This is a genomic window from Natronincola ferrireducens, assembly GCF_900100845.1.
Classification (GTDB): Bacteria; Bacillota; Clostridia; order Peptostreptococcales; family Natronincolaceae; genus Natronincola_B; species Natronincola_B ferrireducens.
Genome location: NZ_FNFP01000009.1, coordinates 1 through 26,130, shown reverse-complemented (window position 1 = coordinate 26,130; position 26,130 = coordinate 1). Strand labels below are relative to the sequence as shown.

At 34.4% G+C, this 26,130-nt stretch carries 23 protein-coding genes and 2 other annotated features; of the genes, 20 read left to right on the top strand and 3 right to left on the bottom strand.

Annotated elements, in window-relative coordinates; genetic code table 11:
* Position 1 precedes the first annotated feature (1 nt).
* The 14 genes from BLS22_RS13010 to BLS22_RS12940 all read left to right on the top strand — a co-directional run bounded on the left by BLS22_RS13010 (position 2) and on the right by BLS22_RS12940 (position 15,127).
* Positions 2-1,804 (top strand): ATP-binding protein, encoded by a 1,803-nt coding sequence (locus BLS22_RS13010; RefSeq protein ID WP_090554483.1) that lies wholly within the window; start codon positions 2-4, stop codon positions 1,802-1,804.
* A gap of 110 nt (positions 1,805-1,914) precedes the next feature.
* Positions 1,915-2,436: a hypothetical protein gene (locus BLS22_RS13005; protein WP_090554480.1), complete on the top strand. Its 522-nt coding sequence runs from the start codon at positions 1,915-1,917 to the stop codon at positions 2,434-2,436.
* 17 nt (positions 2,437-2,453) lie between these two features.
* Positions 2,454-3,863 (top strand): two-component system activity regulator YycH, encoded by a 1,410-nt coding sequence (gene yycH, locus BLS22_RS13000; protein ID WP_090554478.1) that lies wholly within the window; start codon positions 2,454-2,456, stop codon positions 3,861-3,863.
* A gap of 17 nt (positions 3,864-3,880) precedes the next feature.
* The gene (yycI, locus tag BLS22_RS12995) at positions 3,881-4,759 is read left to right on the top strand and encodes a two-component system regulatory protein YycI (RefSeq protein ID WP_090554476.1); all 879 of its coding nucleotides are present in this window, start codon (positions 3,881-3,883) and stop codon (positions 4,757-4,759) included.
* Between the two features lie 282 nt (positions 4,760-5,041).
* The gene (locus BLS22_RS12990) at positions 5,042-6,295 is read left to right on the top strand and encodes a UDP-N-acetylglucosamine 1-carboxyvinyltransferase (RefSeq protein ID WP_090554473.1); all 1,254 of its coding nucleotides are present in this window, start codon (positions 5,042-5,044) and stop codon (positions 6,293-6,295) included.
* Positions 6,296-6,335: 40 nt separating this feature from the next.
* Complete coding sequence (locus BLS22_RS12985) at positions 6,336-7,136, top strand: MBL fold metallo-hydrolase (RefSeq protein ID WP_090554471.1); 801 nt, start codon at positions 6,336-6,338, stop codon at positions 7,134-7,136.
* A 12-nt stretch (positions 7,137-7,148) separates the two neighbouring features.
* On the top strand, positions 7,149-8,366 hold the full coding sequence (gene htrA / locus BLS22_RS12980) for a serine protease HtrA (RefSeq protein WP_090554468.1): 1,218 nt from the start codon (positions 7,149-7,151) through the stop codon (positions 8,364-8,366).
* A 196-nt stretch (positions 8,367-8,562) separates the two neighbouring features.
* Positions 8,563-8,730: a CxxH/CxxC protein gene (locus BLS22_RS12975; protein ID WP_090554465.1), complete on the top strand. Its 168-nt coding sequence runs from the start codon at positions 8,563-8,565 to the stop codon at positions 8,728-8,730.
* Between the two features lie 96 nt (positions 8,731-8,826).
* Entirely contained in the window at positions 8,827-9,306 is a 480-nt protein-coding gene (gene rlmH / locus BLS22_RS12970) for a 23S rRNA (pseudouridine(1915)-N(3))-methyltransferase RlmH (RefSeq protein ID WP_090554463.1), read from the top strand.
* Positions 9,307-9,455: 149 nt separating this feature from the next.
* Positions 9,456-9,593: an SHOCT-like domain-containing protein gene (locus BLS22_RS15670; protein ID WP_408633693.1), complete on the top strand. Its 138-nt coding sequence runs from the start codon at positions 9,456-9,458 to the stop codon at positions 9,591-9,593.
* A gap of 387 nt (positions 9,594-9,980) precedes the next feature.
* Positions 9,981-10,547, top strand: coding sequence for a DUF6036 family nucleotidyltransferase (locus BLS22_RS12955; RefSeq protein ID WP_090554461.1), 567 nt, complete (start codon positions 9,981-9,983; stop codon positions 10,545-10,547).
* Positions 10,534-10,911, top strand: coding sequence for a hypothetical protein (locus BLS22_RS12950; RefSeq protein ID WP_090554459.1), 378 nt, complete (start codon positions 10,534-10,536; stop codon positions 10,909-10,911). Before BLS22_RS12955 ends, BLS22_RS12950 begins: the two co-directional genes overlap by 14 nt.
* A 461-nt stretch (positions 10,912-11,372) precedes the next feature.
* Positions 11,373-11,577: a binding site (T-box leader), on the top strand.
* Positions 11,578-11,731: 154 nt separating this feature from the next.
* Positions 11,732-11,936 (top strand) — a binding site (T-box leader).
* A gap of 222 nt (positions 11,937-12,158) precedes the next feature.
* The gene (locus BLS22_RS12945; protein WP_090554457.1) at positions 12,159-14,102 is read left to right on the top strand and encodes a TRAP transporter permease; all 1,944 of its coding nucleotides are present in this window, start codon (positions 12,159-12,161) and stop codon (positions 14,100-14,102) included.
* A gap of 32 nt (positions 14,103-14,134) precedes the next feature.
* Positions 14,135-15,127, top strand: coding sequence for a TAXI family TRAP transporter solute-binding subunit (locus BLS22_RS12940; RefSeq protein WP_090554455.1), 993 nt, complete (start codon positions 14,135-14,137; stop codon positions 15,125-15,127).
* A gap of 170 nt (positions 15,128-15,297) precedes the next feature.
* Here the strand turns inward: BLS22_RS12940 and BLS22_RS12935 are convergent, their stop codons facing one another.
* Positions 15,298-16,221 (bottom strand): AEC family transporter, encoded by a 924-nt coding sequence (locus BLS22_RS12935; protein ID WP_090554453.1) that lies wholly within the window; start codon positions 16,219-16,221, stop codon positions 15,298-15,300.
* A 213-nt stretch (positions 16,222-16,434) separates the two neighbouring features.
* Entirely contained in the window at positions 16,435-16,566 is a 132-nt protein-coding gene (locus tag BLS22_RS15425; RefSeq protein WP_244269554.1) for a DUF917 domain-containing protein, read from the bottom strand.
* Positions 16,567-16,857: 291 nt separating this feature from the next.
* Between BLS22_RS15425 and BLS22_RS12925 the strand changes: the two genes are divergently transcribed.
* From BLS22_RS12925 to BLS22_RS12900, 6 genes are all read left to right on the top strand, one after another.
* The gene (locus tag BLS22_RS12925; protein WP_090554449.1) at positions 16,858-18,612 is read left to right on the top strand and encodes a sigma-54-dependent Fis family transcriptional regulator; all 1,755 of its coding nucleotides are present in this window, start codon (positions 16,858-16,860) and stop codon (positions 18,610-18,612) included.
* 415 nt (positions 18,613-19,027) lie between these two features.
* Positions 19,028-20,236, top strand: a complete 1,209-nt coding sequence (gene dpaL, locus BLS22_RS12920) for a diaminopropionate ammonia-lyase (RefSeq protein ID WP_090554446.1) — start codon at positions 19,028-19,030, stop codon at positions 20,234-20,236.
* Between the two features lie 31 nt (positions 20,237-20,267).
* Positions 20,268-21,452: a YgeY family selenium metabolism-linked hydrolase gene (locus BLS22_RS12915; protein WP_090554444.1), complete on the top strand. Its 1,185-nt coding sequence runs from the start codon at positions 20,268-20,270 to the stop codon at positions 21,450-21,452.
* 33 nt (positions 21,453-21,485) lie between these two features.
* Positions 21,486-22,967: a sodium:solute symporter family protein gene (locus BLS22_RS12910; protein ID WP_090554442.1), complete on the top strand. Its 1,482-nt coding sequence runs from the start codon at positions 21,486-21,488 to the stop codon at positions 22,965-22,967.
* A 77-nt stretch (positions 22,968-23,044) separates the two neighbouring features.
* Positions 23,045-24,634, top strand: a complete 1,590-nt coding sequence (locus BLS22_RS12905) for an N-acyl-D-amino-acid deacylase family protein (protein WP_090554440.1) — start codon at positions 23,045-23,047, stop codon at positions 24,632-24,634.
* 48 nt (positions 24,635-24,682) lie between these two features.
* Positions 24,683-25,057 (top strand): RidA family protein, encoded by a 375-nt coding sequence (locus BLS22_RS12900; RefSeq protein WP_090554597.1) that lies wholly within the window; start codon positions 24,683-24,685, stop codon positions 25,055-25,057.
* A 183-nt stretch (positions 25,058-25,240) separates the two neighbouring features.
* Here BLS22_RS12900 and BLS22_RS12895 read toward each other — a convergent pair whose 3' ends face one another.
* A complete protein-coding gene (locus BLS22_RS12895; RefSeq protein ID WP_090554438.1) occupies positions 25,241-25,969 on the bottom strand; it encodes a GntR family transcriptional regulator in 729 nt (242 codons plus the stop codon).
* Positions 25,970-26,130 lie beyond the last annotated feature (161 nt).

Below are 26,130 nucleotides of genomic sequence, written 5' to 3'. Positions count from 1 at the left end.
TATGTTTAAGGGTATAAGATTTAAGTTTATTACTATTTATTTTTTGCTAGTATTTATGGCGATGGTAATTATAGGAGTTTTTATTATTCAACAATTTGAACAATATCATTTGGACGTGGTGAGGGGAAACCTTACTCAAATAGCCGGTAGTGTTATGACAACCCTAGAGGAGATTGATTGGCAGAACAATAAAGAGGAAATACAAAAAAATATTAGTCCCTATGAAAAAATGGGGATGGAGATCTATGTAATAGAGAAAAATAATGATTTCACCATTATTTCTAGCACCAATCTATCCTATTGGAATCAAAATGCTATGTATATTTTAGATTCCGACTTAATTTTATCGGGTTTTCATGGAGAAATAAAGGAAAAGGATATTGTCTCCAGCCAAGAGAATCAGAGGAGTTCAAAAAATATGATTTTTCCCCTTTACGATGAGCATAGTCGTATTACAGGGGCTGTTTACTTAAGACAAAATTTAGAGGACATCTACCGAACCTTAGATCAATCAAAATCTATTCTTACTAGGGCAACGATGCTAGCCCTATTTATTACTTTTGTCCTGGGCTATTTTGTTGCTAAAAGCATCACAGGTCCTATTAATGATGTTACTATTAAGGCAGAAAAGATGGCTAGAGGAGATTTTGATCAAGTGGTTGAAGTAAAATCCGATGATGAAATTGGTCAATTAGCCAGTATGTTTAATTATCTCACGGCTAGACTAAGGACGGTATTACAAGAGATTTCTAATGAAAAAAAGAAAATGGATACGATCATCAACAACATGGCAGATGGATTGATTGCCACCACCGCAGAAGGGAAAATTATTCATGCTAATCCTATAGCCTTAAGAATGCTAAAATTACAGGGTGAAACGTTAACAAATAAAACCTTCGATGATGTTTTTTCCTCATTAAATAAAAAATTAACCCTAGGCTTTTTTGAGGAAAAGAAAAAATGGTATGGTAATGAAATTATTGATGTAGAAGGGAATGTAAAGCTAAGGGCCAAGTATGCCCCTATTCTTAGGGAAAATGGTGATTTAGAAGGGATTGTTGTACTGCTTCAGGATGTTACAGAATATGAAAAACTAGAAAATATGAGAAAAGAGTTTGTAGCAAATGTTTCCCATGAGTTAAGGACACCCCTAACTACCATAAAAAGCTACACGGAAAGTCTATTGGATGGAGTCCTGGAGGACAAAGGGTTAGCCACTGATTGGTTAAATGTAATCAATAGTGAAACTGATAGAATGACAAGACTAGTACAGGAGTTACTGCAGTTATCAAAATTAGATTATAAAAAATCAAAATGGAATAAAGCTGAAATTGATATCAATGAAATTGTAAAAAATTCCATATTAAAGTTAGAGGTTTCAGCAAAAAATAAAAAGCAACAATTAGAATACATAGGTGCGGAAGAAGCTATTTTTGTTCTAGTAGATAAGGATAGAATGGAGCAGGTTGTTTTAAATATCCTCAGTAATGCCATTAAGTATACTGGGGAATCAGGAAAGATAAAAATAAAGGTACATCAGGAAAACAATCATGCAGAAGTTATCATTCAGGACAATGGAATCGGTATACCAAGCCAACATTTACCTAGAATATTCGAAAGATTCTATCGTGTGGATAAGGCAAGATCCCGGGAAATGGGGGGGACCGGCCTAGGACTATCTATTGCAAAACAGATTATTGAGGCCCATGACGGAGAAATTGAAATTTTCAGTGGTGAAGAAAGTAGGGGAACAAGGGTAACAATTTCTATACCTTTAGTCAAGAGGGAATTAGCATATGATTAATCAACAGGAAAAATGTGTAATTTATTTTTAATTTTGCTGTAATATGACTGTAACATAAGTTTTATATAATCATAATGAATACATTTATCTGCTTGATGGGAGGTATTAATATGATAAGAAAATTGATAGTTAGTACAGTTGTACTTTTTATATTAGGCAGCTGCAGTACTGTGGCATATGCTAATAACACTACTACTACTACCCAAGAATCAGCACAGGAGGCTAAGGTGGAGGAACAATCTATAAAAGTGATTACGCCCAGTAGAAATATGGTGGTAAGTGATAACAATATGGTGTTGGCTTTTACAGCTCCAGAAGGCACTACCGTAACCATAGATGTTTATTATAATACTAGCGTTGATACCAATAGACCCAATTATGTTCCTGCTTATGACCCTATCCTAGTAGAGGTAGGTGCACTACAAAGGGGCTGGGCTGAAGTAGAGCTAAGGAAAGGCTTTAACAAAGTTGATTTCATAGCTATTTATAAAAATGGTGTTAAGGATGTTATTAGTAGAGTTATAGAAGTAAAGGATATTAAGGAAGTAAAAGAACAAGTAGAAAGAAGTGTTAGTAGCACATCCTCTACAAATGCATTGAGAAATATTGTTAATACAGAAAATAAGCAATAGTTTTCGGAGTGGTTGTAATGAACAGGGAAAAAACAAAAACCCTCATATTGGCTATGCTGGTAATAATGAGTATCATATTTACTCAGAAAATATGGTTTTATTCACCCATTAACCTATTGCAATCCAAGGACTCTTTTAAACAAAAGCAACTTACAGAAATTATAGAAATACGAAACCAAATAGTGGCACCACAAAGGGCTGTCATTAGCTTTGGAAATAGCTATTATACTGTTGTATATTCTGATATTGATAAGGTTTGGAGAAAAACAAAGGGAATTTTAGACCATTATTTTTCGAGAGAATCGGAGGTTCAACCTACTACCCATGAAAAATATAAGGAAATCAGCAGATTAAAATCAATTGAGTTAGAGTTTGGTGAAAATATCCCTTCTGCATTGATAGCTTCTGTTTTTGATACTATGGATAATAAAATTGTTAGTAATATTAAGGAGATAAACAAAATACTAATACCCACCTTAAATAGAGGAGTTATTTATATAGTTGGTGAAGAGGAAAATATCTATGAAGTAAGATTAGAAGGTTATCAAGAAGATAAGCAATTGTTAACCTTTGTAGACCAGATCCAGGGTAGCCATTATATAAAATACTATCCTCTTTTTATTGATGTAGAGAACTATACGGTAATGCCTTTAAGCTATCAAGAATTAACACCTCAGGTTTTTGTAAAAAGCGAAATTGATGTAAATAATGAGCAGGCAGTAATGGAAACAGCTAAAACCTTTTTTGATGAAAACCTAGATTTTGTTAAGACTATTCGAGAAACCAGTGGAGCTATTGTATTTATGTATGGTTACGGGGAAAAGGGTGTTCGGATTAATAACAGGGGTCGTTTAGAGTATAGTGAAGACATAGGTTCTATAGCTAGTACCAACGTAGTTGCTGCTTTAGATGCTGCTATTGACTTTGTATTAAAACATGGAGGATTTCCAGAAGGTACATATCTAAAAGAAATTAGAGCACAGAATAAAGGCTATTATTTTGGTTTTGGATATAGAATAGAGGGGCTACCAATTGTTCTTAATACCAGCAATATGACACATCCTATAGAAATAGAGGTTTATGGCAATAAGGTAAAGAGTTATCGCACTCTCATTAGGGCAAAAATGGAATTTCCTAATGCCTTTATTAACAATAGTATGCTATTGCCTCAAAAAATTATTGAAGATAATATTTCTTTGTTGAAGTCTGATTATCTTTTAGATACAAAGGAGAAGGAAATAAAAGAAGAGGAAGTTTTAAGTTATATAGAGAGAAACATTACCAGGGCAGAGATCGTCTATTATGACACATTAAAGGATACAGAAAAACACTTAATTCTTCCGGCTTGGAAGATTAAAATCAATAAAAGAATTTATTATTTTAATGGTTATGATGGTAAATTGTTGAATAGTAGCCTTGTAAACTAATGGGCGGGTGAGATTTGATGGATTGGTCAAAGGCCAAAAATGTACTAATTATTGGTTTTATCATCACCAATATATTTCTTATTATTAATATTGAAAACCATATGTTTAATAGGGAAGAGCTTCAGCTTATTAGTGATGCTTATATAGAAAATGTAGAGGGGTATTTAAGGGATAACGATTTAAAGCTTGATATTGATATTCCTAGAGAGCTTATTTCTCTTCCAATTTTGATGGTAAAATATAAAGCTTTTGAGGGAGAAACATTGGCTAAAACGTTTTTGGGGGACACCTATGAAACTATTGGTGAGAATAGGTTTGTGCAAGGGAAAAAAGAAGTTGAAAATATAAGCAACAAAAAATTTATTTATAGAAATCATGATGTTGAAGCTATAAATTATGCCATAGAAGAAGAAGAAGCTATAAGATTAAGCAATGAATTTTTAAAGGAAAAAGGTTTAATGGATGATAGTTTAAAGCTTCAACAAATCTATTTTGGTATTATAAAGGACTTTGGAGAAACACCTGTATATAAGTTAGTATATAATCAAACCTATAAAAATAGATTTCTAGGGGAAAGTTATGTCCATGTTTATGTGGGTCATAGGGATATTGTAGGGGTTGAAGCTATGTTGCTGGAATATAACAAAACCTACGATCAAAAGATAAAGATTATACCGGCAACGGAGGCACTATTAAGAAGAATGAGTGATATGTTGCAGGACAATAAGGGGGAAGGGGAAGTTATCATTACCCAGATAGAATTGGGCTATTATTTCAACCCTATGGACATTAACTTTACTAATTGGGATACGGTTGAATCAGGGACAGCCTTTCCTGCTTGGAAAATTGTATTAGATAATGGAAAAACCTATTATGTAGAAGCATTAAAAAACTAAAAAATTTCATAAAAAATGAAGGGTTTTTACATAAAAAAATAGAAGAAGTAACAGTGCTTCTTCTATTTTTTTATGTGAAAGTTTTTAAAAAATAAAATTTAACTATAATTTCCACGGTGTTTATTCTTATCAAATGCCCTTAGAAATGCTATAATGAATAACAGTTATAGATTTAATTAAGTTTAAAAATTAGGAAAAATATAATGAAGAAATTTTTTAATAGATAAAAAGAACATGAAAATTATTTGAAGGTGGTGAACCCTGACATTTGTCAGAAAATATATGGAGAAATTAATTATTGAGGGTGGGAGAAAACTACAGGGGGAAGTTGAGATTAGTGGTTTTAAGAATGCAGCGGTAGCTATTATTCCTGCAGCAGTATTAGCTGGGGATGTATGTGTTATTGATAATTTACCAAATATCAGTGATGTTGTCATATTGTCAACAATACTTAAAGACTTAGGAGCAGAAGTGTCCATACAGGACACAAAAACTTTATCGGTGGATACAAGAGGGATAAAGGAGTGCTTTATAGACTATGAGGCTGCCAAGGATTTGAGGGCATCCTACTACTTTTTAGGAGCTGCTTTAGGTCGTTTTAAAAAAGCAAGGGTTGTTTACCCAGGGGGATGTTGTATAGGAACAAGACCAATTGATCAACATATTAAAGGATTTGAAGCTTTAGGAGCAAAGGTAGATATTGAACATGGTATTATTTCTGTAGAAGCTGAAAAATTAATAGGAGCGGAAATTTTTTTGGATGTAGTTAGTGTAGGAGCAACCATTAATATTATGCTGGCAGCTACTATGGCAGAGGGAATAACCACTATAGAAAATGCTGCTAAAGAACCCCATATCGTAGATGTGGCAAATTTTTTAAATTGTATGGGGGCTAAAGTAAGGGGTGCTGGAACCGACACCATAAAAATAGAAGGTGTAAAAGAACTGAAAGGATGCCATCATAGTGTTATACCGGATCAGATAGAAGCAGGAACCTATATGATTGCTGCGGCAGCAACTGGCGGAGATGTAGTGGTAAAAAATGTTATCCCTAAACACCTAGAAGCTATTACAGCAAAGTTAAAGGAAATGGGTGTTAGCGTTAAAGAAGAAGGAGACTCTTTAAGGGTAAAGGTTACAAAACCTCTGAAGAATATAAATATTAAGACGTTGGTTTATCCTGGATTTCCTACAGATCTTCAGCAACCTATGAGTAGCTTGTTATCCATTGCTAAGGGAACGGGTGTTATAACTGAAACCATTTTCGAAGGAAGGTTTAAGCATGTTGATGAACTAAAAAGGATGGGAGCTAACATAAAGGTTGAAGGTAGAGTGGCGGTGATTCAAGGTGTAAAAAGCTTAATGGGAGCAAAGGTATCTGCATCAGACTTAAGGGCTGGAGCTGCGCTGGTGGTTGCAGGTTTGATAGCAGAGGGAGAAACAGAAATTGAAAATGTACATTATATCCATAGAGGATATGATCATCTATACGAAAAGCTAACGGCTTTAGGAGCTCATATAAGAAAGGCATTTTAATCCACACCCTTTAGGTGTGGATTCTATTGGAGGAAACGACATGATAACACAATTTTGTTCATTAGTAAGTGGTAGCAGTGGAAACTGTCACTTTCTTTCTAATGGAGAGGAGCACCTATTGATTGATGTAGGACTAAGTGGCAAACAAATACAAAATAAACTGCAAGAAATAGGCTTTCAACCCAATAGATTGACAGGAATACTGGTAAGTCATGAACACCATGATCATATTTGTGGTGTAGGTGTATTATCTAGAAGATTTAATATACCTATTTATGCTAATGCCCCTACATGGGTAGCCATGGAGGGAAAAATTGGAGCCATTAAGGCAAACAACATAAAAGTATTTGATACTGAAAAAACCTTTACTATTGGAGAACTAGAGGTTTTTCCCTATAATATTTCCCACGATGCCGCAGAACCTGTAGGATATACCTTTCAAAGTGGAAGTGTAAAAATCAGTATTGCCACTGATTTAGGGTATATTGATAAGAGTACACTAGATAAATTAGGGGATTCTCATTTGGTTGTTCTGGAGTCTAACCACGATGAAGCTATGTTAAAGGCGGGTAGCTACCCATATCATCTAAAAAGAAGGATTTTATCAGACATCGGACACTTATCTAATGAAGCAGCAGGAAATGCTGTAGTAGAACTAGTTAAAAAGAATGTAAAAAACATATTGCTAGCTCATTTAAGCAAAGAAAATAATTTTCCTGAATTAGCAACCATGACAGTAAAAAACATACTAGAAAATCATAAAATTAGCATTGAAAGGGATGTTTCTATTGAACTAGCCCTTAGAAATAAAACAAGTCCTATTTATGCTTTTGAAGGATAAGGAGGTTTTGAAATGAATTTCTATTATGATGATCCTAATGAAGGGGATCAAAGGCAACAACAAGAAGTAATAGAAAATACAACAAGGTTTTCACAAGAGGAGCTAAGACAATATCCCCCTAAGCCCCCAAGGGAGCCTAAGGCCCCCAAATCCTCTAAACCTAAGTATTTTCTGGTGGCACTATTAGCCGCTATTCTTAGTAGTGCTCTTACTTTAACAGCAACATATATATATTTACCAGAAATCCTACAACAAAGGGGAATGCTTAACTTACCAGCTCCTAACATAGTTATTGAACCTCAACATGACTTAACTGTATATGCAGCAGTAGCAGAGAAAGCTATGCCTTCTGTGGTTGGCATTACAACTATAACCCTAGAAAGAGATGTTTTCTTTGGGACCCGTAGAGCCTCTGGGCTAGGAACAGGTGTTATTGTAGATGAAAGAGGCTACATACTAACCAACTCCCATGTGGTAGGGGATGGAAATGTAGAGGAGGTTATGGTGCTTTTTCATGATGGAGAAAGATTACCAGCAGAAGTGCTATGGAACGAAAAAACACTAGACTTAGCAATTATCAAAGTTGAAGGAAGCAACTTAGTCCCTGCAGAGTTGGGAGACAGTGATGATTTAAGGGTGGGGGAAATAGCTATAGCTATTGGCAATCCTCTTGGGCTAAACTTTGAAAGAACCTTAACCCAAGGGGTGATAAGTGGATTAAATCGAAGTATCCCTGTAGGACAAGGTCAGACGATAGAGGATTTAATACAAACAGATGCATCGATTAACCCAGGAAATAGTGGAGGCCCTCTTTTAAACACACAAGGGCAGGTAATAGGCATTAATACTGCTAAAATTCAATCAGGAGAAGGCTTAGGTTTTTCAATTCCTATCAATACTGCAAAGCCCATTGTAGATCAATTCATTGAGAAAGGAGAATTTACAAGGGTAGTTTTAGGTATTACAGGAGTTAATGTTGATGTCTTTGAAGGCTATACAGGGATGAAACTAAAAGCCGAAGCAGGAGTATATGTTGGAGAGGTACAAGCTGATTCAGTGGCAGAAAACTATGATATAAGACCGGGAGATGTCATCGTTGGGATAGGAGATAGCAAGGTAGAAACTATGGGACATCTGATAAGGGAGCTTTATCGCTATAGACCAGGAGATACAACTCCAATTCATATTATACGAAATGAGAGAGAGATCACAGTAGAAGTAGAGCTATAATATAGGCCCAAGCATAGATTGCTTGGGCTGTTTCACGTGGAAAACCATAGGGTATTGAAAAATAACATTTTTTGGTATATAATGAAAAATTATAATAATTAAAAAGGTTTTGTAGGAGCAAGCTACACAAATGTATGAAGGATAGAAATTAACAGATAATATAAATAGGAAATTTTATAAAAATGGAGTGAAAAATATGTATGTTGTATGTAATGAACATTTAGATGTTGCCATAGACGAGTTTGTAGATGTATATGAACAGCCACCGGATCTATATGAGTTAGAAGCTGTGTCTTTTACTGATTGGATGACACCTAAAACCTGCGATTTTTGTGATCATCTACCTAAATACTTGATTGTATAGGGTAGGAAATAGGGACTGTAGTTTTATTTAAGAGTCTTGAAAAATTTTAATAAGGACTCTTTTTGTTTTTTTAAAAAAAGGAGTGGTATATAGCAAATGAATATAAACATTATTACTGTAGGAAAATTAAAAGAAAAATATTTAAAGCAGGGAATTGATGAATATAGTAAGAGATTGTCAAGATATTGCAAATTAAATGTCATAGAGGTTCCAGATGAAAAAGCTCCAGAAAATTTAAGTGATGCTGAGATGGAAATGATCAAGGCAAAGGAAGGAGAAAATATAGGGAGATATCTGAAAGAAGGAATGTATGTGATAGCACTGGAAATAGGGGGAAAGATGCTGTCTTCCGAAGGATTAGCTGATAAACTAAAAGACCTAGGTCTTAAAGGCAACAGCAATATTACATTTATTATTGGAGGCTCTTTAGGAATTTCTAAAGAAATATTAAAAAAATGTGACTATAAATTATCCTTTTCTCCCATGACCTTTCCCCATCAATTAATGAGGCTAATTTTGTTAGAACAGATTTATAGAGGATTTAGAATTATTAGGAATGAACCATACCATAAATGACTGCGGTTTTTGATTATTGTTGAATTATGTGAGATACAGATTAAAAGCAAATGACAATTCATGATTGATATAATATATTGATTGATAATTTAAGTGTATGCTATAAAGTTTTATGTCAGATAAAAGGTTAAATAAAATAGCAACATAAGATTCAAATCAATGAAGATATATCAAGTGAGCCTTATATAGCCTTAATCAAAAGACTTGTAATAAATAAAAAATTGGATTTCGATACGGCAAAAATACTTATTAGTGAATATAAAAAAATTAAAATGGAGGGAAAATGATAAAAGGTGTTCTGGTAAAACTTATAATTGTTTTATTATTTTTTACAGGTGTAGTTTATTTACAAAGATTTCTTTCGAAGAAGAAAAGTAAAGTATTAGGTCTGATATTACCTTCAATGTGTTTTTTTATTCGTTAATTATGGTATTTGGTATTTCAGTAGAAGGCATGAGTGGAGGAGAAGCTTTTGGACTTATAGCCTCAACATTGTTACTTGCAAATATCCCCACAATTATTTTTGTAATAATTTATTTGGTGTCTAGAGAAAATATCAAAAGAAATAAAGAGATGGAAAGAATGAATATTCAAGACTTAGAATAATTAATTTTAATAGATTATTAATATGATATAATTAAGTAGTAAGGATTCTATAATTAGGAGGATATAATATGGATATGTTTAATAATCTTGGTTTAATGGATAAGAATAAACTCTTAGAAATATTTGATTATCTAAATGAACGATTAAAAGAAAATCAATTACAACTTGAGATAACAATCTATGGGGGTTCTGTTATGACTATGGTTTATGATAATAGACCTGCAACTAGAGATATAGATTGTGTTTTTACTGAAACAAATTTCAAATTATTAGACAACATATTAGACCTTACTAAGTTTGCTTTTAATCTTTCTGATGGATGGATAAATGAAGAAATCAGAGAGCCGTTAAAATCCATTCTAAAAGAAGATAAGGAAACCTATAAGATATATTCTAACTTAAAAATATTGAAACCTAAAGCTGAGCAGTTATTAGCTATGAAAATATTAGCTGCTAGACCAGAACCTGCAAAAGATTTTATAGATGCTTATATACTGTGTAAGGATTTAAATATTACAACTAAGGATAAGCTCTTGGATGTTTGTTCAGAATATATACCACTAACTCTTATAGGTATAAGACAAATGAATTTTATTAAATATTTAGGAGAGGATTTAGGCTATGATTGGGAATAAGTATTTACAAGGTTTTTTTAATTATCCAGATGAAGATACAAGTTTAAATCAACTGCTAGAGTTATTAAAATACAAGGATATGAAGTTTATAGATAGCCTTAAGGAATCAATAGACTTAAGCTTATGTACCGATAAAGAAATAAAATATTTAACTAAAGTATCAGCTTTAGTAGATTATTATTTACAAATTCATGATATCGAAGTTGCTGATTGGATTAGGGATGAAAAATTAAGTTTTGATAAGCCTTACTATCACTCTAGAAGAATAAGTGATTTTCAAAAATTAAAATTACAATATACAAACCCTTCTCCATTTAGAGCAAGAAATGTTTATTTTGATTTAGATGGTATTGAAAGAATTTGATTAAAGCAAAAGAATATCTTACTAAAAGATATTCTTTTTTAACAAAAAAACCGCAGTTAAAGCGATACATTGAACCTTACCATAAGTAACTACGGTTTTTCTTTAACACATACCTTTTTAAATATCAAAAGTTAAATTTAATTTACATAATGAAGCTAGTAATAAGCTTACTCCTTACTTAACATACTTAGTGTCATTTCTTTAAAGGAGTTCATAAAATGTTTAACTACAATTTCTAAAATGATTAAAATTTAAAAGTTTGTTTATAAGTTGATAAGATTAGCTTTAAACTGTTGTTACTCCACATGGTAACAGAAAATAGAATTTACCCATAATTAAATAACTTAAATAAAATATGAAAGTATTAAATATTTGAAGAATAAACAATTTTTAATTATATAGTTGACATAGGTTTAGAAATATGATAGATTATTTATAAATATTTTTTTAAAATGAATAATTATAAAACATTGATAGGGATAAGTAAATAAAAAGAAATGCTTTAAAGAGAGTGGGGAAAGGTGGGAGCCCATAAGCTATAGTTATTGAAATTCACCCTTGAGTTGCAGACTGAAATCTAAGGAAACTAAGTCGAGCCGGTTAAAGCCGTTATTTGGATGAGATATAAATTTGGATGGTACCGCGAACAGATTATTCGCTCCAGTGGAGGGGGATAGTCTGTTTTTTATTGTATAAAAAAACACACTACCCTATACAATAAAAAGGAACGTCGTTACTTCCTATAATTAGGAGGATGTTCATACAGCTTGGGCGTTGTCGAGGGCACTTAGGATAATTTTTATACGAAAAATTAAATAATTATAAAACATTGATAGGGATAAGTAAGTAAAAAGAAATGCTTTAAAGAGAGTGGGGAAAGGTGGGAGCCCATAAGCTATGGTTATTGAAATTCACCCTTGAGTTGCAGGCTGAAATCTAAGGAAACTAAGCTGAGCCGGTTAAAGCCGTTATTTGGATGAGATATAAATTTGGATGGTACCGCGAACAGATTATTCGCTCCAGTAGGGGATAGTCTGTTTTTTTGTTGCACTCTATGGAAGTCACTAACGCTAAATCAAAGATTTTAGATCATCTATATTTTAATGATGAGAATGTAAGAATTATGTATGACTTCAGTTTATCCTGTAGTATCTACATGTTTTCCCAGCATATTGGGGGAGCTGAGGGAGGTATAATTAAAGACTAATATACAGAAAGGACGGATATTTTTGAGGGAGAAAGAGGAAATGAGCTTAAATGAAATAGAAGAAGATGCACGGAGGCTATTAGAAGAAAAAGATGCAGATATGCGGATTAGAAGTTATAAGGGTTTCTTAAACATGAGTGTAATCACTCTTTTAATAGGATGGACAATTTTTCAGCTATATTTTAATACTATAGGAATGATGGATGCCATAAGCTTAAGGGCTTATCATGCAATGTTTTTATTACTGTTTACCTTTTTACTTTATCCCGGCTACCCTACAGAGAAAAGGAAAAGAAAGTTTGTACCCGTTCAAGATATTTTGTTAATATGTTTAACGGTACTTGTATTTGGATATTTGATATTTAACTATCAAAGGGTGGCTATGTCAGGTGGATTTTTAAGTCAAACAGATCTAATCATGGCGGGGATAGGTATCATCTTAGTATTAGAGGCGGGAAGAAGAACCAGTGGAAACCTAGCTATTTTAGCAATAATTTTCTTGCTATTTAATTGGTTTGGAAAATTTGTACCGGGGACACTAGGCCATTCTGGATTTACTTTAAGAAGAGTGTTAAGTCATATGTTTTGGGGAAGCCAAGGGATCTTTGGTGTAGGTATAGGTGTCAGTGCAACTTATATATTTACATTTGTTCTTTTTGGAAGCTTCTTAAAGTACAGTGGATTTAGCCAGTTTATTAATGATATTGCACTAACCTTAGTAGGTCGTTCCCCTGGAGGTCCAGCAAAGGTTGCAGTATTTGCAAGTGCTCTTTTGGGCATGATGAATGGCAGTGCTATTGCTAATGTAGCCACTACTGGAACCATTACAATACCGTTAATGAAAAGAACAGGATATAAAGCTGAATTTGCAGCAGCAGTAGAGGCTGTAGCATCTACTGGAGGACAATTCGCACCACCGATTATGGGGGCTGTAGGTTTTGTTATGGCAGAATTTTTAGGAATAAATTATACTCAAGTAATGATTGCAGCTTTTTTACCAGCCTTTTTATATTACTTAGGAATCATTGTTTCTGTTCATCTGGAAGCAAAAAAATTAGGGCTTAAGGGACTTTCCAAGGAAAATATCCCAGTTGCCTTAGAAGTAATAAAGGAAAGAGGACATTTAATTATTCCTTTAGTGATTTTAGTTGGAATGATGATGATGGGATATACACCACTATTTTCAGCAGTTGTTGCTATTTTTTCTACATTGATATCATCTTGGTTTAGAAAAGAAACCAGCATGGATCTAAAGACTATTATGACGGCAATAGTAGAAGGTGCCAGAGGGGCTATTGGTGTAGGTATATCCTGTGTATTGATTGGCCTTATTATCGGAACGGTTTCTTTAACCAGCTTAGGATTAAACTTTGGCTATTTGGTTTTAAAAGTCGTAGGAGAAGGCCAACTATTCTTAGGTGGAATCATGGTAATGATTATGAGCATAATCTTAGGGATGGGTGTTCCTGGTGTAGCTGCATATGTTATTGTAGCAGCAGTAGCGGTACCTGTACTCATTAATGTAGGTGCAACACCAATAGCTGCCCATATGTTCTGTTTAATTTATGCTTGTTTATCTAATATCACACCACCAGTAGCCATGAGTTCTTATGTGGCAGCAGGTATAGCTAAATCAAATCAAACCAAGACGTCACTTATTGCCATTAAATTAGGTATTACAGGATTTATTCTACCATTCTTCTTTTTAAATAATCCTCTTTTATTAATTGGCAGTGTAGAAGGTATATCTCTGTTATTAACAATTAGAACATTAATTACTGCTTCTATTGGGGTGATTTGTTTAGCAGCAGGTACAGAGGGAATGTTGATTAAAGAATGCTCTATGATTACTAGAATCTTGTTGATTATCGTTGGACTTTTTGCTATTGATCCAAAGCTACAAACAGATATTTTAGGGATTATTGTATTAGCAATTATCACCATTATACAAATGAGAAGTAAAGATTATACTTTAACAATTTAAAATATAAATGAAAAATGGGGAGGAAATGTTAAATGAAAAAAGTATTGTTATTAATCTTAGCAGCCATGATAATTTTATCAGGATGCACTGGAAACACAAATGAAAATGAGGCTTCAGAAGAAACAGGAGGAAACGAAACAGTAATCATCAATATTCCAACAGCAGCAACCACAGGAGCCCTTTATCCATTAGGTTCATCTATAGCCAACTTGTGGAATGGTGAATTAGACTATGTAAGAGCTAACGCACAAGCCTCCAATGGAGGAATAGATAATTTAAACCTATTGCAAAGTAGAGAAGCTCAAGTAAGTATGGCTGTTACCAGTGTTATGTATCAATCCTATAAAGGGGAAGGAACCTTTGAAGGAAGACCGAATGAAAAACTAAGAGTAATTTCTGGCCTATACTACAATCCAAATCAAGTAGTTGTAGGAAAAGAATCAAATATTAACAACTTAAAGGACATAGCAGGGAAAAATTTTGCTTCAGGTGCTCCTGGAAGCACCACAGAAGTAGAAACAAACCTTCATTTAACAGAAGCCGGTGTTAGCTATCCAGATGGCTTAAAGGTACAATTTATTGGTTTTACTGAAGCAATTGATCTTATGAGAAATAGACAATTAGATGGTGCTTGGATTATGGCAGGATTACCTACTGCTGCGGTTACAGAAATTACTACTACGGCAAATGGTAAATTGGTTTCCATTGAAGAAGATGTAATTACTCAATTACAAGAAAAATATCCTTGGTATGCAAAGTATACCATTCCAGCAGGAACCTATGATGGACAAGAAGAAGACGTAATAACAACTGCAATCAAGATGGCAATATTTACAACTGCAGATATTTCAGAGGATGTAGTATATGATTTAACAAAATCCTTCTGGGAAAATATAGATACTTTAAAACAATCAAATAATGCATTAAAGGATTTAAAAATAGAAGATGCAGTTACAGACTTAGCGGGATTACCACTACATGATGGCGCAATTAAATATTATAAAGAAGTAGGAATTTTAAAATAACAATAAAGGTGTACTGATCTGATATGAAATATCAGATCAGTACACCACAATTTAAAGGAACCCTTAGAGAGTGTTTGAATCTGCACTCTCTTTTTTTATCCTCTCTATAAGAGATTGGCTTCAAATCTAGCTTATAGCCATACGGTCTAAATTCAACACAAATGCTGTAATTATAGTATAATTTTTAATAATACAGTAACAGTAATTAAAGAAAGCAACGTAGTTACAGATACAATAACAGCTGCATATTCTTTTTCTTTATCAAAGCTTTCCGCTAGTATTGAAGTCATGGCTGAGGCTGGCATTGCCGACATAATAATTACTGTATTGATGGCTTTAGAGGGATTCCCTACCAACAATGATATTAAATATATAATGGCAGGAATAATAATTAGTTTAGTAACCACTCCATAATAGACTGTCCAATCCTTTAAATACTTTTGTATTTTAACATTTGAAAGGATTACTCCAATAATAATCATAGATAATGGCCCTGTAATGTTGCCAATGGCCTCTATACTGGATATTAAGGCACCGGATAATTGAATATCGAATATCATGATTATAATCCCTATACAAACTGCTATAATAGAGGGATTTAGAAGGATTTTTTTTAGTTCTGCCTTCAATTCTTTTTTACTAAAATTATCTTTAAATAGGATAAGCCCATATGTCCACACCAATATGACAAAAAACATATTAAATATAGAGCCGTATACAACCCCCTCTGTCCCATATATAGAATTTAATATAGGAAATCCTACATAACCTGTATTAGTAAACACATTAGCGAAGTGCAATATTGTTTTTTTATGACCCTTTACTGGTAGTAGAAGTAGATGGGAAACAAAAATCATTATTATATAGGCTATAATAGAGTAGTAAAATGTTTTTATAACATTAGATTTAATAGTATGGTCATAGGTATAAATGAAAGAAGAAACAATCATAAAGGGCAGGGCTATTTGTATAAGGATATCTACTAATCTTTTATTGGTTTCTGCAGTAATAATTTTTTTTCTACTACCATAAACGCCTACTAATATTATAATAAATAAAGAAACAACACTTTCTATAATAACTGATACTTCCAAGAGAACATCCCCCCTTTATTTAGGTATTAACTATTTTATGCTGTAAGAATTTTTATGTGACAAAGCAACAAACAACATAAAAAGCATTGTCTCCCGTTGACTCCCTCACAATATGTGCACAGGTAAAAAACTTCAATTTTGTAAAATTTTCACCATTAAAAAAACCACACCCTAGTAAAAGTGCGGTTTAAGATTAAGCAAATTTATAAGAAGTTATTCATATATCAGATCCAAACTCTTTCTTAACAGAATTAAGTCCTGTTTCCAGTGCACCGCTCCACCTGTTCCCAGGATAGTACAGCCCACTAGTATATCCTTCACTTCCTGATGTGATAATATCCTCATTTATACATCCTCCATTTCTAATTTGTAGATTACAATAAAAATATATCATATAATAGAGGGGGATTTCATTGTTGAGGACATAGCGATACAGCTTAGCTGTTGCAAAAATCACAATATATTGTAAATTTAAAAGATTAGACACTCCTACATAGGGAAAAATATACTGTTTATTAATTTAAAACTCCCCAGTGGGTGAAAAGGACAAACGGTAATTCGCAATATATTGCAATTATTGACGGATCTTTCCTGTTAATATATTATGAACATAACGAAGGAGAAAAGGGTGAGGATATGGGTTTTGATTTAAGTTCAATTCAGGGTACTGTTCAAAAATATGCAGAGGTAATCGCACAGGTATCCGGCGTAGACGTAGAGGTAGTAGACAAGAAATTATACCGTGTAGCCGGTACAGGCCTTTATGCTGGGGATATAAACCAGGACATGTCTTCAGAGGGTTATGTTTATAAGCATCTTTTAAATACTGGAGAAACAATGATTATTTATAATCCCGGAGAGGATTCTTTGTGCTCCAACTGCCCAAACTCCAGCAATTGTCAGGAAACCATAGAGATTTCCATGCCAATCAAGGTTCATGAGGAAATCATAGGAATTATTGGACTTGTGGGAAGCAGTAAGGAGCAAAGGGATTTGATTTTACAAAATGAGAAGCTTTATCTTGAATTTGTTAATCAGATAGCAGATTTTATTGCTGCCAAGGCTTTAGAGCAGAAGGAAAAAGAAAGCAACCTATCCATAATAGCCACCTTAGATAGTGTAATTGATTATATGGAGCAAGGTGTATTGATAATGGGAGAAGGTAACATTATAACAAAAAGTAACGAGAACGCTAAGAAACAGTTAGGCGTATCGACGGTGGAAGGTAAGACTGTTGAAATTATTTATACTGGTGACGAGCTAAACAATACCTCGGAATACAAGATGATAATAGACAATAAAGAGGTATTTATTATGGGAGAAGTTTATCCGTTGGGACTAAGAAATAACCAGTATACCAGCATTCTTATCTTTAAAAATATTAAAACCATACATTCTGATTTGTACGAAATGACGGCTACACATAAAACTATAGATGCTAAAAATATTATCGGTAGTAGTGAGGCAACAAAAAGATTAAAAAGTAATATAGAGAAGGTAGCCTGCTCAAACTCAACGGTGCTGATTACAGGAGAAAGCGGAACCGGTAAGGAAATGGTGGCCACAGCTATATGGAGAGAAAGCGACAGAAGGACTCAGAAATTTGTAGCTGTTAACTGTGCCGCTATCCCTGAATCATTACTGGAAAGTGAGCTTTTCGGCTATGTTAAGGGGGCTTTCAGTGGAGCGGATCCAAAGGGAAGAATAGGAAAGTTTGAACTTGCCAATCAGGGAATAATATTTTTGGATGAAATAGGAGACATGCCCATATATCTTCAAGCTAAACTGTTAAGAATATTGCAAGAAAGGACGATTACTCGAATTGGCTCTAATCAGGTAATACCTATAGATGTTCGAGTTATAGCAGCTACTAATAAGGATCTTAAAGTTATGATAGAGACAAAAAAGTTTAGAGAAGACCTGTATTATAGACTGAATGTCATACCTCTTACTATTAAGCCCCTGAGAGAAAGAAGAGAGGATATTGAAGAACTTACGAATTTTTTTATCAAAAGATATAATCGTCTGCTTAATAAGTCCTACAATTATATTAAAAAAAGCACCATGGAACTGTTAAAGAACCATATGTGGCGAGGGAACGTAAGAGAACTGGAAAATACCGTGGAATTTATGATTAATATGATGGAAAGCGATGGGGTATTAAATGATAAAACCCTTCCGGTGGATTTTTTTGAGGATCTTTCTACGGAGGTTGTAACTAGTAATAACGCTAATATAATAACACCTCTTAAGGAACTGGAGCTTAGAGAAATACAGAAGGCCTTAAATATTTTTGGGGACACAACGGAAGGAAAAAGAAAGGCAGCCATGAGTCTAGGTATTAGCTTAACTACTTTTTACAGAAGATTAGAGGAAGTGCTGAAGAAATAAAAAAGTCTTCCTTTGGAAGATTTAAAGAAGGACTTTTTTAAAAGCAATAAATAGAAATTATATTTATCAACACGATAGTATTGTATATAATTTCCTATTGGTTATAAAATTATTTTCAAAATGAAAAGTCAATTTTAAAAATGAAAAACAAATAAAGTAAAAAATGCTATTAAAAGTAATTAGACTTAAGCATTAACTTAGACGTTTATTGGTTTAGCTTATAAACGTCTTTTTTTATTTGTTGGGATTATATCCTTTGAAACAGCTATCCTTTAAAGTTAATTATGTAAACGTTATCAAAATAATAGTGTTTTTTAAAATTTTGGCATGACAATTGCTTAATATGAAAGTGTCAGGAAATAAGAAGAAGAAAAAGCTATTAATCCTGACAAAATGATAGAAGGAGGATGCACCGATGAAAGAAATTTTTAAGATGGTACAATTTGAACGCAAAAAAGGACAGAAATATCCTTTAGATTTTCTTAACACTGATGTAGCTAAGGAGATAAAGAGCTTCCATGAAAGCTTTCCGGTTTATACTGAAACACCTTTAAGAGATATGAAGAATCTAGCTAAAGAATTAGGGTTGGGAGGTATATATGTAAAGGATGAATCCTATAGATTTGGCTTAAATGCTTTTAAGGTGCTGGGGGGAAGCTTTGCTTTAGGAAATTATTTAGCTAATAAACTTAACCGCAGTATATCAGAAATGCCCTATGAAAAATTAATTTCTGAAGAGGTAAAAAAAGAACTTGGTGATATAGTTTTTGTTACCGCCACCGACGGTAATCATGGAAGAGGAGTAGCCTGGACAGCAAACCAGCTAAAACAGAATTCAGTGGTATATATGCCAAAGGGTAGTGCGAAGGAAAGGCTAGACAATATTATTGCAGAAGGAGCAGAAGCTTCAATCATCGATGGAAACTATGACGAAGCAGTACGTTTAGCCAACAGAATGGCTGAAGAAAAGGGCTGGGTAATGGTTCAGGATACAGCCTGGGAGGGTTATGAAGACATTCCTACCTGGATTATTCAAGGCTATAGCACTATGGGCTATGAGGCTTATGAGCAGTTAAAGAGCCTTGGGGAGGAGAAACCAACACATATTTTCCTTCAGGCAGGGGTAGGTTCCATGGCCGGTGCTATTACAGGTTTATTCTCAGCTATTTATGGTGAGGATAGACCAATTATAACTATAGTAGAGCCAAATAAAGCTGACTGTATTTACAAAACAGCAGAGGCCAATGACGGAGAGTTACGGTTTGTAACAGGTGATATGGATACTATAATGGCAGGTCTTGCCTGTGGTGAGCCATGTACCATAGGCTGGAACATTCTTAAGGATTATGCCGATAACTTTATATCCTGTCCCGACTATACAGCTGCAAAAGGCATGAGAATTTTAGGAAATCCACCCCAAGGGGATGAAAGGATTATTTCTGGTGAAAGTGGAGCTGCTCCATTAGGATGTGTAGCTGAAATAATGACCAACAATAATCTGACTTGGATGAGGGAAAAGCTTAAGTTAGATGAAAACTCAAGGGTGCTATTTATGAGTACAGAAGGTGATACAGATAAAGAAAATTACAGAGATATTGTTTGGAATGGGAAATACTCAAGCTAGGAGAAAAAATAACTATTAAGAGGTGAGGTAAATGTTGAGTAAAGAAAGAGAAGAAAAGGTTATAGCTTTATGTCAGGAACTTATAAGAGCTGAAAGTTACTCAGGACAGGAGGATGAGGTTGCTGAGGCATTAAAAAGAAATTTTCAGGCCTTAGGCTTTGATGACATAATAATAGATGGCTATGGAAACATCATAGGACATATAAAAGGAAACAAGCCTGGCAAAAAAATACTCTTTGATGGTCACATAGATACAGTTCCGGTAACAAACCCAAATGAATGGATTTATCCACCCTTTGGAGGAGAAATTCACGATGAAAAAATTTATGGAAGAGGCGCCTCAGACATGAAGGGGGCCGTGGCTGCAATGGTTTGTGCTGCAGCAAACTTTGCAGAGGACTGTAATAAAGATTTTGCCGGAGATATTTATGTAGCGGGAGTGGTTCATGAGGAATGCTTTGAAGGTATTGCCGCAAGGTCCATAAGTGAAAGAGTAAAGCCTGACTATGTAGTTATAGGTGAAGCCTCCGAGCTTAACATTAAAATCGGACAGAGGGGTAGAGGAGAAATAATAATAGAAACCTTTGGAAAGCCCTGTCATTCGGCAAATCCTGAAAAGGGTATCAATGCTGTATATAAGATGGCTCAGGTAATCGAAGCTATAAGAACCTTAAAGCCAACACACCATGAGGTTTTAGGGGATGGTATTTTAGAGCTTACGGATATTAAGTCAAGCCCTTATCCTGGAGCTTCGGTAGTACCTGAGTACTGTAGAGCTACCTATGACAGAAGACTTTTAGTAGGAGAAACGAAGGAAAGTGTATTGGCACCTATAACAGAGCTTCTTGAAGAAATGATGAAAAAGGATCCTCAGCTTAAGGTTAAGGCTTCTTATTCCATAGGAAAGGAAATGTGCTACACCGGCAATGTAATTGAGGGGGAGAGATTTTTCCCAGGTTGGCTCTATGATGAAAAAGAAGAATTTGTTCAAGCTGTTTACGGGGAAATAAAAGCTATGGGCTTTAATCCTTCCATTACTCAATATAATTTCTGCACTAATGGAAGTCACTATGCAGGAGAAGCTAATATTAAGACTCTTGGTATAGGACCTTCAAAAGAAAATCTTGCCCATACAGTAAATGAGTATATTGAAATTAAACAGTTAACTTCAGTAACACAGTGCTATTACGGAGTTATGAAGGCATTACTTAAATAAAACTAAAAAAGAGAATAACTAGGAGGGATCGATATGTCCAGTACCCAGATTACGACATTGGTAATAATTTTGTTATACATGGCTGCCACCGTTGCCATTGGTCTTATTGCATCAAACCGTCAAAAGAGTAAGACTGAAAAACAAAGTAATGATGATTTCCTTATGGCAAGTAAATCTTTAGGGCCTATAGTGCTTGCAGGTACACTATTTGCTGCTAACACAGGTGGTGCAAGTACCACAGGTATTGCTACCAATGTTTATAAATATGGATTATCTGCAAGCTGGTACGTTATTGCAGCAGGTATAGGCTTTATTTTGGTTTCCTTTATTGCTCCTTATTTTAGAAAAGCACAGGCCAGTACTGTCCCTGAAATAATCAGCAAAAGATATGGCAAATCATCACATATATTTACTGCAATTACCTCCATTACAGCTTTATTTATGGCTACTGGTGCACAAATAATAGCTACTTCTTCAATTATTAACTCTGTTACGGGAATTGAATTTAGAATAGCTGCTATAATTACTACAGTAGTTGTTATTGTCTACACAATGGTAGGAGGTTTCAAGTCTGTTACAGCAGCAAACATCATGCACGTTTTATTTATAACGATTGGAATGACAAGTGCAATGTTTATTATTGTTAATAACAGTGCCATTGGTGGTTTCTCAGCACTATTTGAACATGCCAGAACAGTTAGTGACAGTTCAGGTAATAGTCTTGATCTTGTCAGTATGACTAAGGTAGGGCTTCCAACTATAATCGGTTATATTGCAATGTATTTTATGACCTTTCCAACAGGACAAGAAATAGTGCAAACCTACTGTTCTGCAAAGGACGGAAAGTCTGCTAAGTTAGGTTCCCTTATTGCTGGTGCTTTATCTGCTGTTTATGCGATAGTACCTGCCCTTATAGGACTAGTAGCCTATGCATTCATTGATGGCTTTGCAGCCGGTGGTCCCCAAAAAAATGCTTTAGCAGAAGCAACAATAACCTTTGCACCTCCTGTAGTTGCAGGTATAGTACTTGCAGCTATTGTAGCAGCAACCATGAGTAGTGCTTCCGGTAATATGATTGGGACTGCTACAATGTTTACTAACGACATTTTTAGACCTTATATAAATAAAGGTGTTAAGGATGATAATAAAGAGGTTTGGATTTCTCGTGTAACAATGGTAGTAGTTGGTGGTGTGGGTCTAATGGTTGCATTAACAGCTTCAAACATCATCAGCGTTATGATGGGAGCCTTTGCACTAAGAAGTGCAGGACCTTTTGCAGCCTTTATATGTGGTATCTTCTATAAAAATGTTACCAAAAGAGCAGGTTTCATATCAATTGTTACTGGTACTATAGTAGCGGCTATATGGATTTATGGTCTGAATACACCCTGGGGCCTAAGCGCAATGGTTCCTGGCGGTATCATAGCCTTCGCAGCAATATTTTTCGTATCAGCATTAGATAGAAAAATGGGTATTGAGCCTGCACCGGAAATAGAATTTAGTGAGTCTGTATAAGAAGTAGAATTTAAATAGGATTTAAAGATATATATTACATGAATTTTAAAAACTAATATTTGCGAGGTGAAAGGTAAATGAAAAAATTAATTAAAAATGGTTTGGTTATTGATGGAAGCGGAAATAAAGGATATAAAGCAGATGTGTTAATAAATGGTGATAGAATTGAAAAAATTGGAGAGAATATTAAAGATAACGATGTTAAGGTTATTGATGCCGAAGGTCTTGTGGTGGCTCCTGGCTTTATTGATACCCACAGCCACAGTGATCTTCAGGTTCTTATAGAGCCTGAGGTTATGCCTAAGGTAATGCAGGGGGTTACTACAGAGATGCTTGGTCAAGATGGTATTTCCATGGCGCCACTGCCTGTAGAATATATAAGTCCTTGGAGAAAAAATCTGGCAGGTCTTGATGGAGATAGCGATGAAATAGATTGGACCTACAAGGATACGGCGGGCTATCTTTCTATGATTGAAAAGGTAGGACCAGGGCTTAACGAGTGTTATCTGGTACCTCACGGTAATATTCGTATGGAAGCTATGGGATTGGATAATAGACAACCTACAGAGGAAGAACTGAATAAGATGGCAGAAATTACAAGAAGGGAAATGGAGGCCGGTGCCTTTGGACTTTCCACTGGACTTATATACATGCCCTGTGCTTATTCTGAATCAAAAGAGATAATTGAAATGTGTAAGGTTGTAGCTGAATATGACGGAGTATTTGTAATCCATCAGCGCAGCGAGGCAGATACAATATTAGATTCCATGGAAGAAGTAATAAAAATAGGAAGAGAATCTGGCGTTAGAATTCATTATTCTCACTTTAAGGTTTGTGGAAAGAAAAATTGGGACAAGATTGAAAAGGTTATCGAGCTTTTGGAAAAAGCAGAGGATGAAGGCATCAGCGTTTCCTTTGACCAATATCCATATGTAGCAGGAAGCACGATGCTTGGTGTTATCCTTCCACCTTGGGTTCATGACGGAGGAACAGACAAGTTAATAGAACGTCTTAAGGATTCAGAGCTCAGAAAAAAGATGGTATATGATATAGAAAATGGAATACCTGGATGGGATAACTTCGTTGAGTTTGCAGGTCTTGACCAAATATTTGTTACCAGCGTAAAGAACAAGAAAAATGAGGATACAGTGGGATTGAACCTTATAGAATTAGGAAAACTTAGAGGAAAAGACCCCTATAATGCCACCTTTGATCTTCTATTAGAGGAAGAAAATGCCGTAGGAATGGTGGACTTCTACGGTACAGAAGAGCATGTACAGACCTTCATGAAACTTCCACAAATGAATGTATGTTCAGATGGTCTCTTAGGCAGTGGTAAACCTCATCCTAGGGTATATGGTGCCTTCCCAAGAGTACTTGGAAAATATGTTAGAGAGGATAAGGCATTAACGCTTGAGGAAGCGATCTATAAGATGACTAAAAAGCCTGCTGATACCTTTAATATAAAGGATAGAGGAGAAATCAAGGAGGGTTTACTGGCAGATATCTGTATCTTTGATCAGGATACAATAATAGACAAAGGAACCTATACTGAGCCTACTCAATATCCTGAAGGCATTGCCTATGTAATTATAAACGGAGAGTTGGTTATCGACGACGGCAACCATACCGGAAACCGCCCAGGAAGAGTTATTAGAAGAGGGTAAGATGGTTTACAGGATAATAGATATATTTAGGAGAGAGAGTGATTGCAAATGAAAAAGGCAATTTTTACACAGGAGGCACCGGTTGCTATAGGGCCATATTCACAAGCTATAGAGGTTAATGGCATGATATATACCTCAGGACAGTTGCCCATTAATCCTACTACAGGAGAGATGTCAAAGGACGTTGAGGAGCAGACAGAGCAATCCCTTAAGAATGTTTTTGCTATATTGAAAGAAGCAGGGATAGACTCTTCAAAGGTTATTAAAACCACTGTTTTTATAAAGGATATGAATGATTTTCCACGAATAAATAAAGTATATGAACGGTTCTTTACAGAAAGCTATCCAGCTAGATCCTGTGTGGAGGTAGCAAGATTACCTAAGGATGCCCTAGTTGAAATTGAGGTTGTTGCAGTTAAATAAAAAATTTTTATGTAATATTTTAATTAAAGACAGCACTTCCTGAGAGTTAAGGGAAGTGCTGTTTAATTTTATAAAATTAAACTCGTTGTGCTATTTAATCATTAGCGCTAACTTAATCCATAATTTGTAATATTTTTCAATTTATAAATTTTAACCAATTCAACGGGTTAATCTTACATTATTTTATATACGGGATTGTTCTAATATATAACTAAAATGATCTGTTAGATAATATGTGGAAAATACTTCTATAGGCCTTTCTACCTCATCTACAATTCCATTAGTAGATGCACTGAACAAGAGGACGGGAGTTCCTTTTGATGTTTCAAGTCTTTCTGCCACCTTATCAAAGGCAGCAACAGCTTTGATGTTAAGAAAAGATTTTACTATTTTTATATCATATTTGTTTTCTATAACATCATAGAGTGAGCACTGACTAAAATCTATTTTGTCGATATCCTTAAAAAAACGATAAGGAAGAGTTGCTTTTGTATAACATAGTGGAAGATTATCTGCATAGTAAACCCGCTCTAGAAAAAAAACACTTTCCTTATGATTAATCTCTAAGGCAGAAGCTATTTTTTCCGATGCCAGTTGAATCTCAGAACTAAATACTTTACGAGACGGAATCATTCCTTGACGTAATATCTCTTCAGTATAGCTCTGAACACTAGATAATGTTTGTTTCTTTATTTCTTCTTTTACAAAAGTTCCCTTACCCTGTATTTTATATAAATATCCCTCCATGGATAATTCGTCAAGGGCTCGCCTAGCAGTAATACGACTAACAGAATATTTTTTCATTAGTTCTGTTTCACTTGGAACAATACAATTAGGTTGTAATTCCCCTTTGTTAATCATAGTAGTGATATCTTGTTTAATAATGTAATACTTTGGCATCATTTTATTCATATATTTACATTCCTTTATCTAATCATATGTATATTGATTACAATATTATATACATATTGTAATCAATATACATATCTATGTCAAATTCCGTCATTCTTTTATAACTTCAATTTATTAAAAAAGTAATATTATCTCCTATTTCTTTATTCACCAATTTACAC

Excerpts from the sequence above, each read along its gene's own strand:
- htrA (WP_090554468.1), top strand. The coding sequence starts at position 7,149 with ATGAATTTCTATTATGATGATCCTAATGAAGGGGATCAAAGGCAACAA.
- BLS22_RS12940 (WP_090554455.1), top strand. The coding sequence starts at position 14,135 with ATGAAAAAAGTATTGTTATTAATCTTAGCAGCCATGATAATTTTATCA.
- BLS22_RS12910 (WP_090554442.1), top strand. The coding sequence starts at position 21,486 with ATGTCCAGTACCCAGATTACGACATTGGTAATAATTTTGTTATACATG.
- BLS22_RS12900 (WP_090554597.1), top strand. The coding sequence starts at position 24,683 with ATGAAAAAGGCAATTTTTACACAGGAGGCACCGGTTGCTATAGGGCCA.
- dpaL (WP_090554446.1), top strand. The coding sequence starts at position 19,028 with ATGAAAGAAATTTTTAAGATGGTACAATTTGAACGCAAAAAAGGACAG.
- yycI (WP_090554476.1), top strand. The coding sequence starts at position 3,881 with ATGGATTGGTCAAAGGCCAAAAATGTACTAATTATTGGTTTTATCATC.
- BLS22_RS12950 (WP_090554459.1), top strand. The coding sequence starts at position 10,534 with ATGATTGGGAATAAGTATTTACAAGGTTTTTTTAATTATCCAGATGAA.
- BLS22_RS12955 (WP_090554461.1), top strand. The coding sequence starts at position 9,981 with ATGGATATGTTTAATAATCTTGGTTTAATGGATAAGAATAAACTCTTA.
- BLS22_RS12895 (WP_090554438.1), bottom strand. The coding sequence starts at position 25,969 with ATGAATAAAATGATGCCAAAGTATTACATTATTAAACAAGATATCACT.
- BLS22_RS12975 (WP_090554465.1), top strand. The coding sequence starts at position 8,563 with ATGTATGTTGTATGTAATGAACATTTAGATGTTGCCATAGACGAGTTT.
- BLS22_RS12945 (WP_090554457.1), top strand. The coding sequence starts at position 12,159 with ATGAGCTTAAATGAAATAGAAGAAGATGCACGGAGGCTATTAGAAGAA.
- BLS22_RS12915 (WP_090554444.1), top strand. The coding sequence starts at position 20,268 with ATGTTGAGTAAAGAAAGAGAAGAAAAGGTTATAGCTTTATGTCAGGAA.
- rlmH (WP_090554463.1), top strand. The coding sequence starts at position 8,827 with ATGAATATAAACATTATTACTGTAGGAAAATTAAAAGAAAAATATTTA.
- BLS22_RS15425 (WP_244269554.1), bottom strand. The coding sequence starts at position 16,566 with ATGAGGATATTATCACATCAGGAAGTGAAGGATATACTAGTGGGCTGT.
- BLS22_RS12985 (WP_090554471.1), top strand. The coding sequence starts at position 6,336 with ATGATAACACAATTTTGTTCATTAGTAAGTGGTAGCAGTGGAAACTGT.
- BLS22_RS12925 (WP_090554449.1), top strand. The coding sequence starts at position 16,858 with ATGGGTTTTGATTTAAGTTCAATTCAGGGTACTGTTCAAAAATATGCA.
- BLS22_RS13005 (WP_090554480.1), top strand. The coding sequence starts at position 1,915 with ATGATAAGAAAATTGATAGTTAGTACAGTTGTACTTTTTATATTAGGC.
- BLS22_RS12905 (WP_090554440.1), top strand. The coding sequence starts at position 23,045 with ATGAAAAAATTAATTAAAAATGGTTTGGTTATTGATGGAAGCGGAAAT.
- BLS22_RS13010 (WP_090554483.1), top strand. The coding sequence starts at position 2 with ATGTTTAAGGGTATAAGATTTAAGTTTATTACTATTTATTTTTTGCTA.
- yycH (WP_090554478.1), top strand. The coding sequence starts at position 2,454 with ATGAACAGGGAAAAAACAAAAACCCTCATATTGGCTATGCTGGTAATA.
- BLS22_RS12990 (WP_090554473.1), top strand. The coding sequence starts at position 5,042 with ATGGAGAAATTAATTATTGAGGGTGGGAGAAAACTACAGGGGGAAGTT.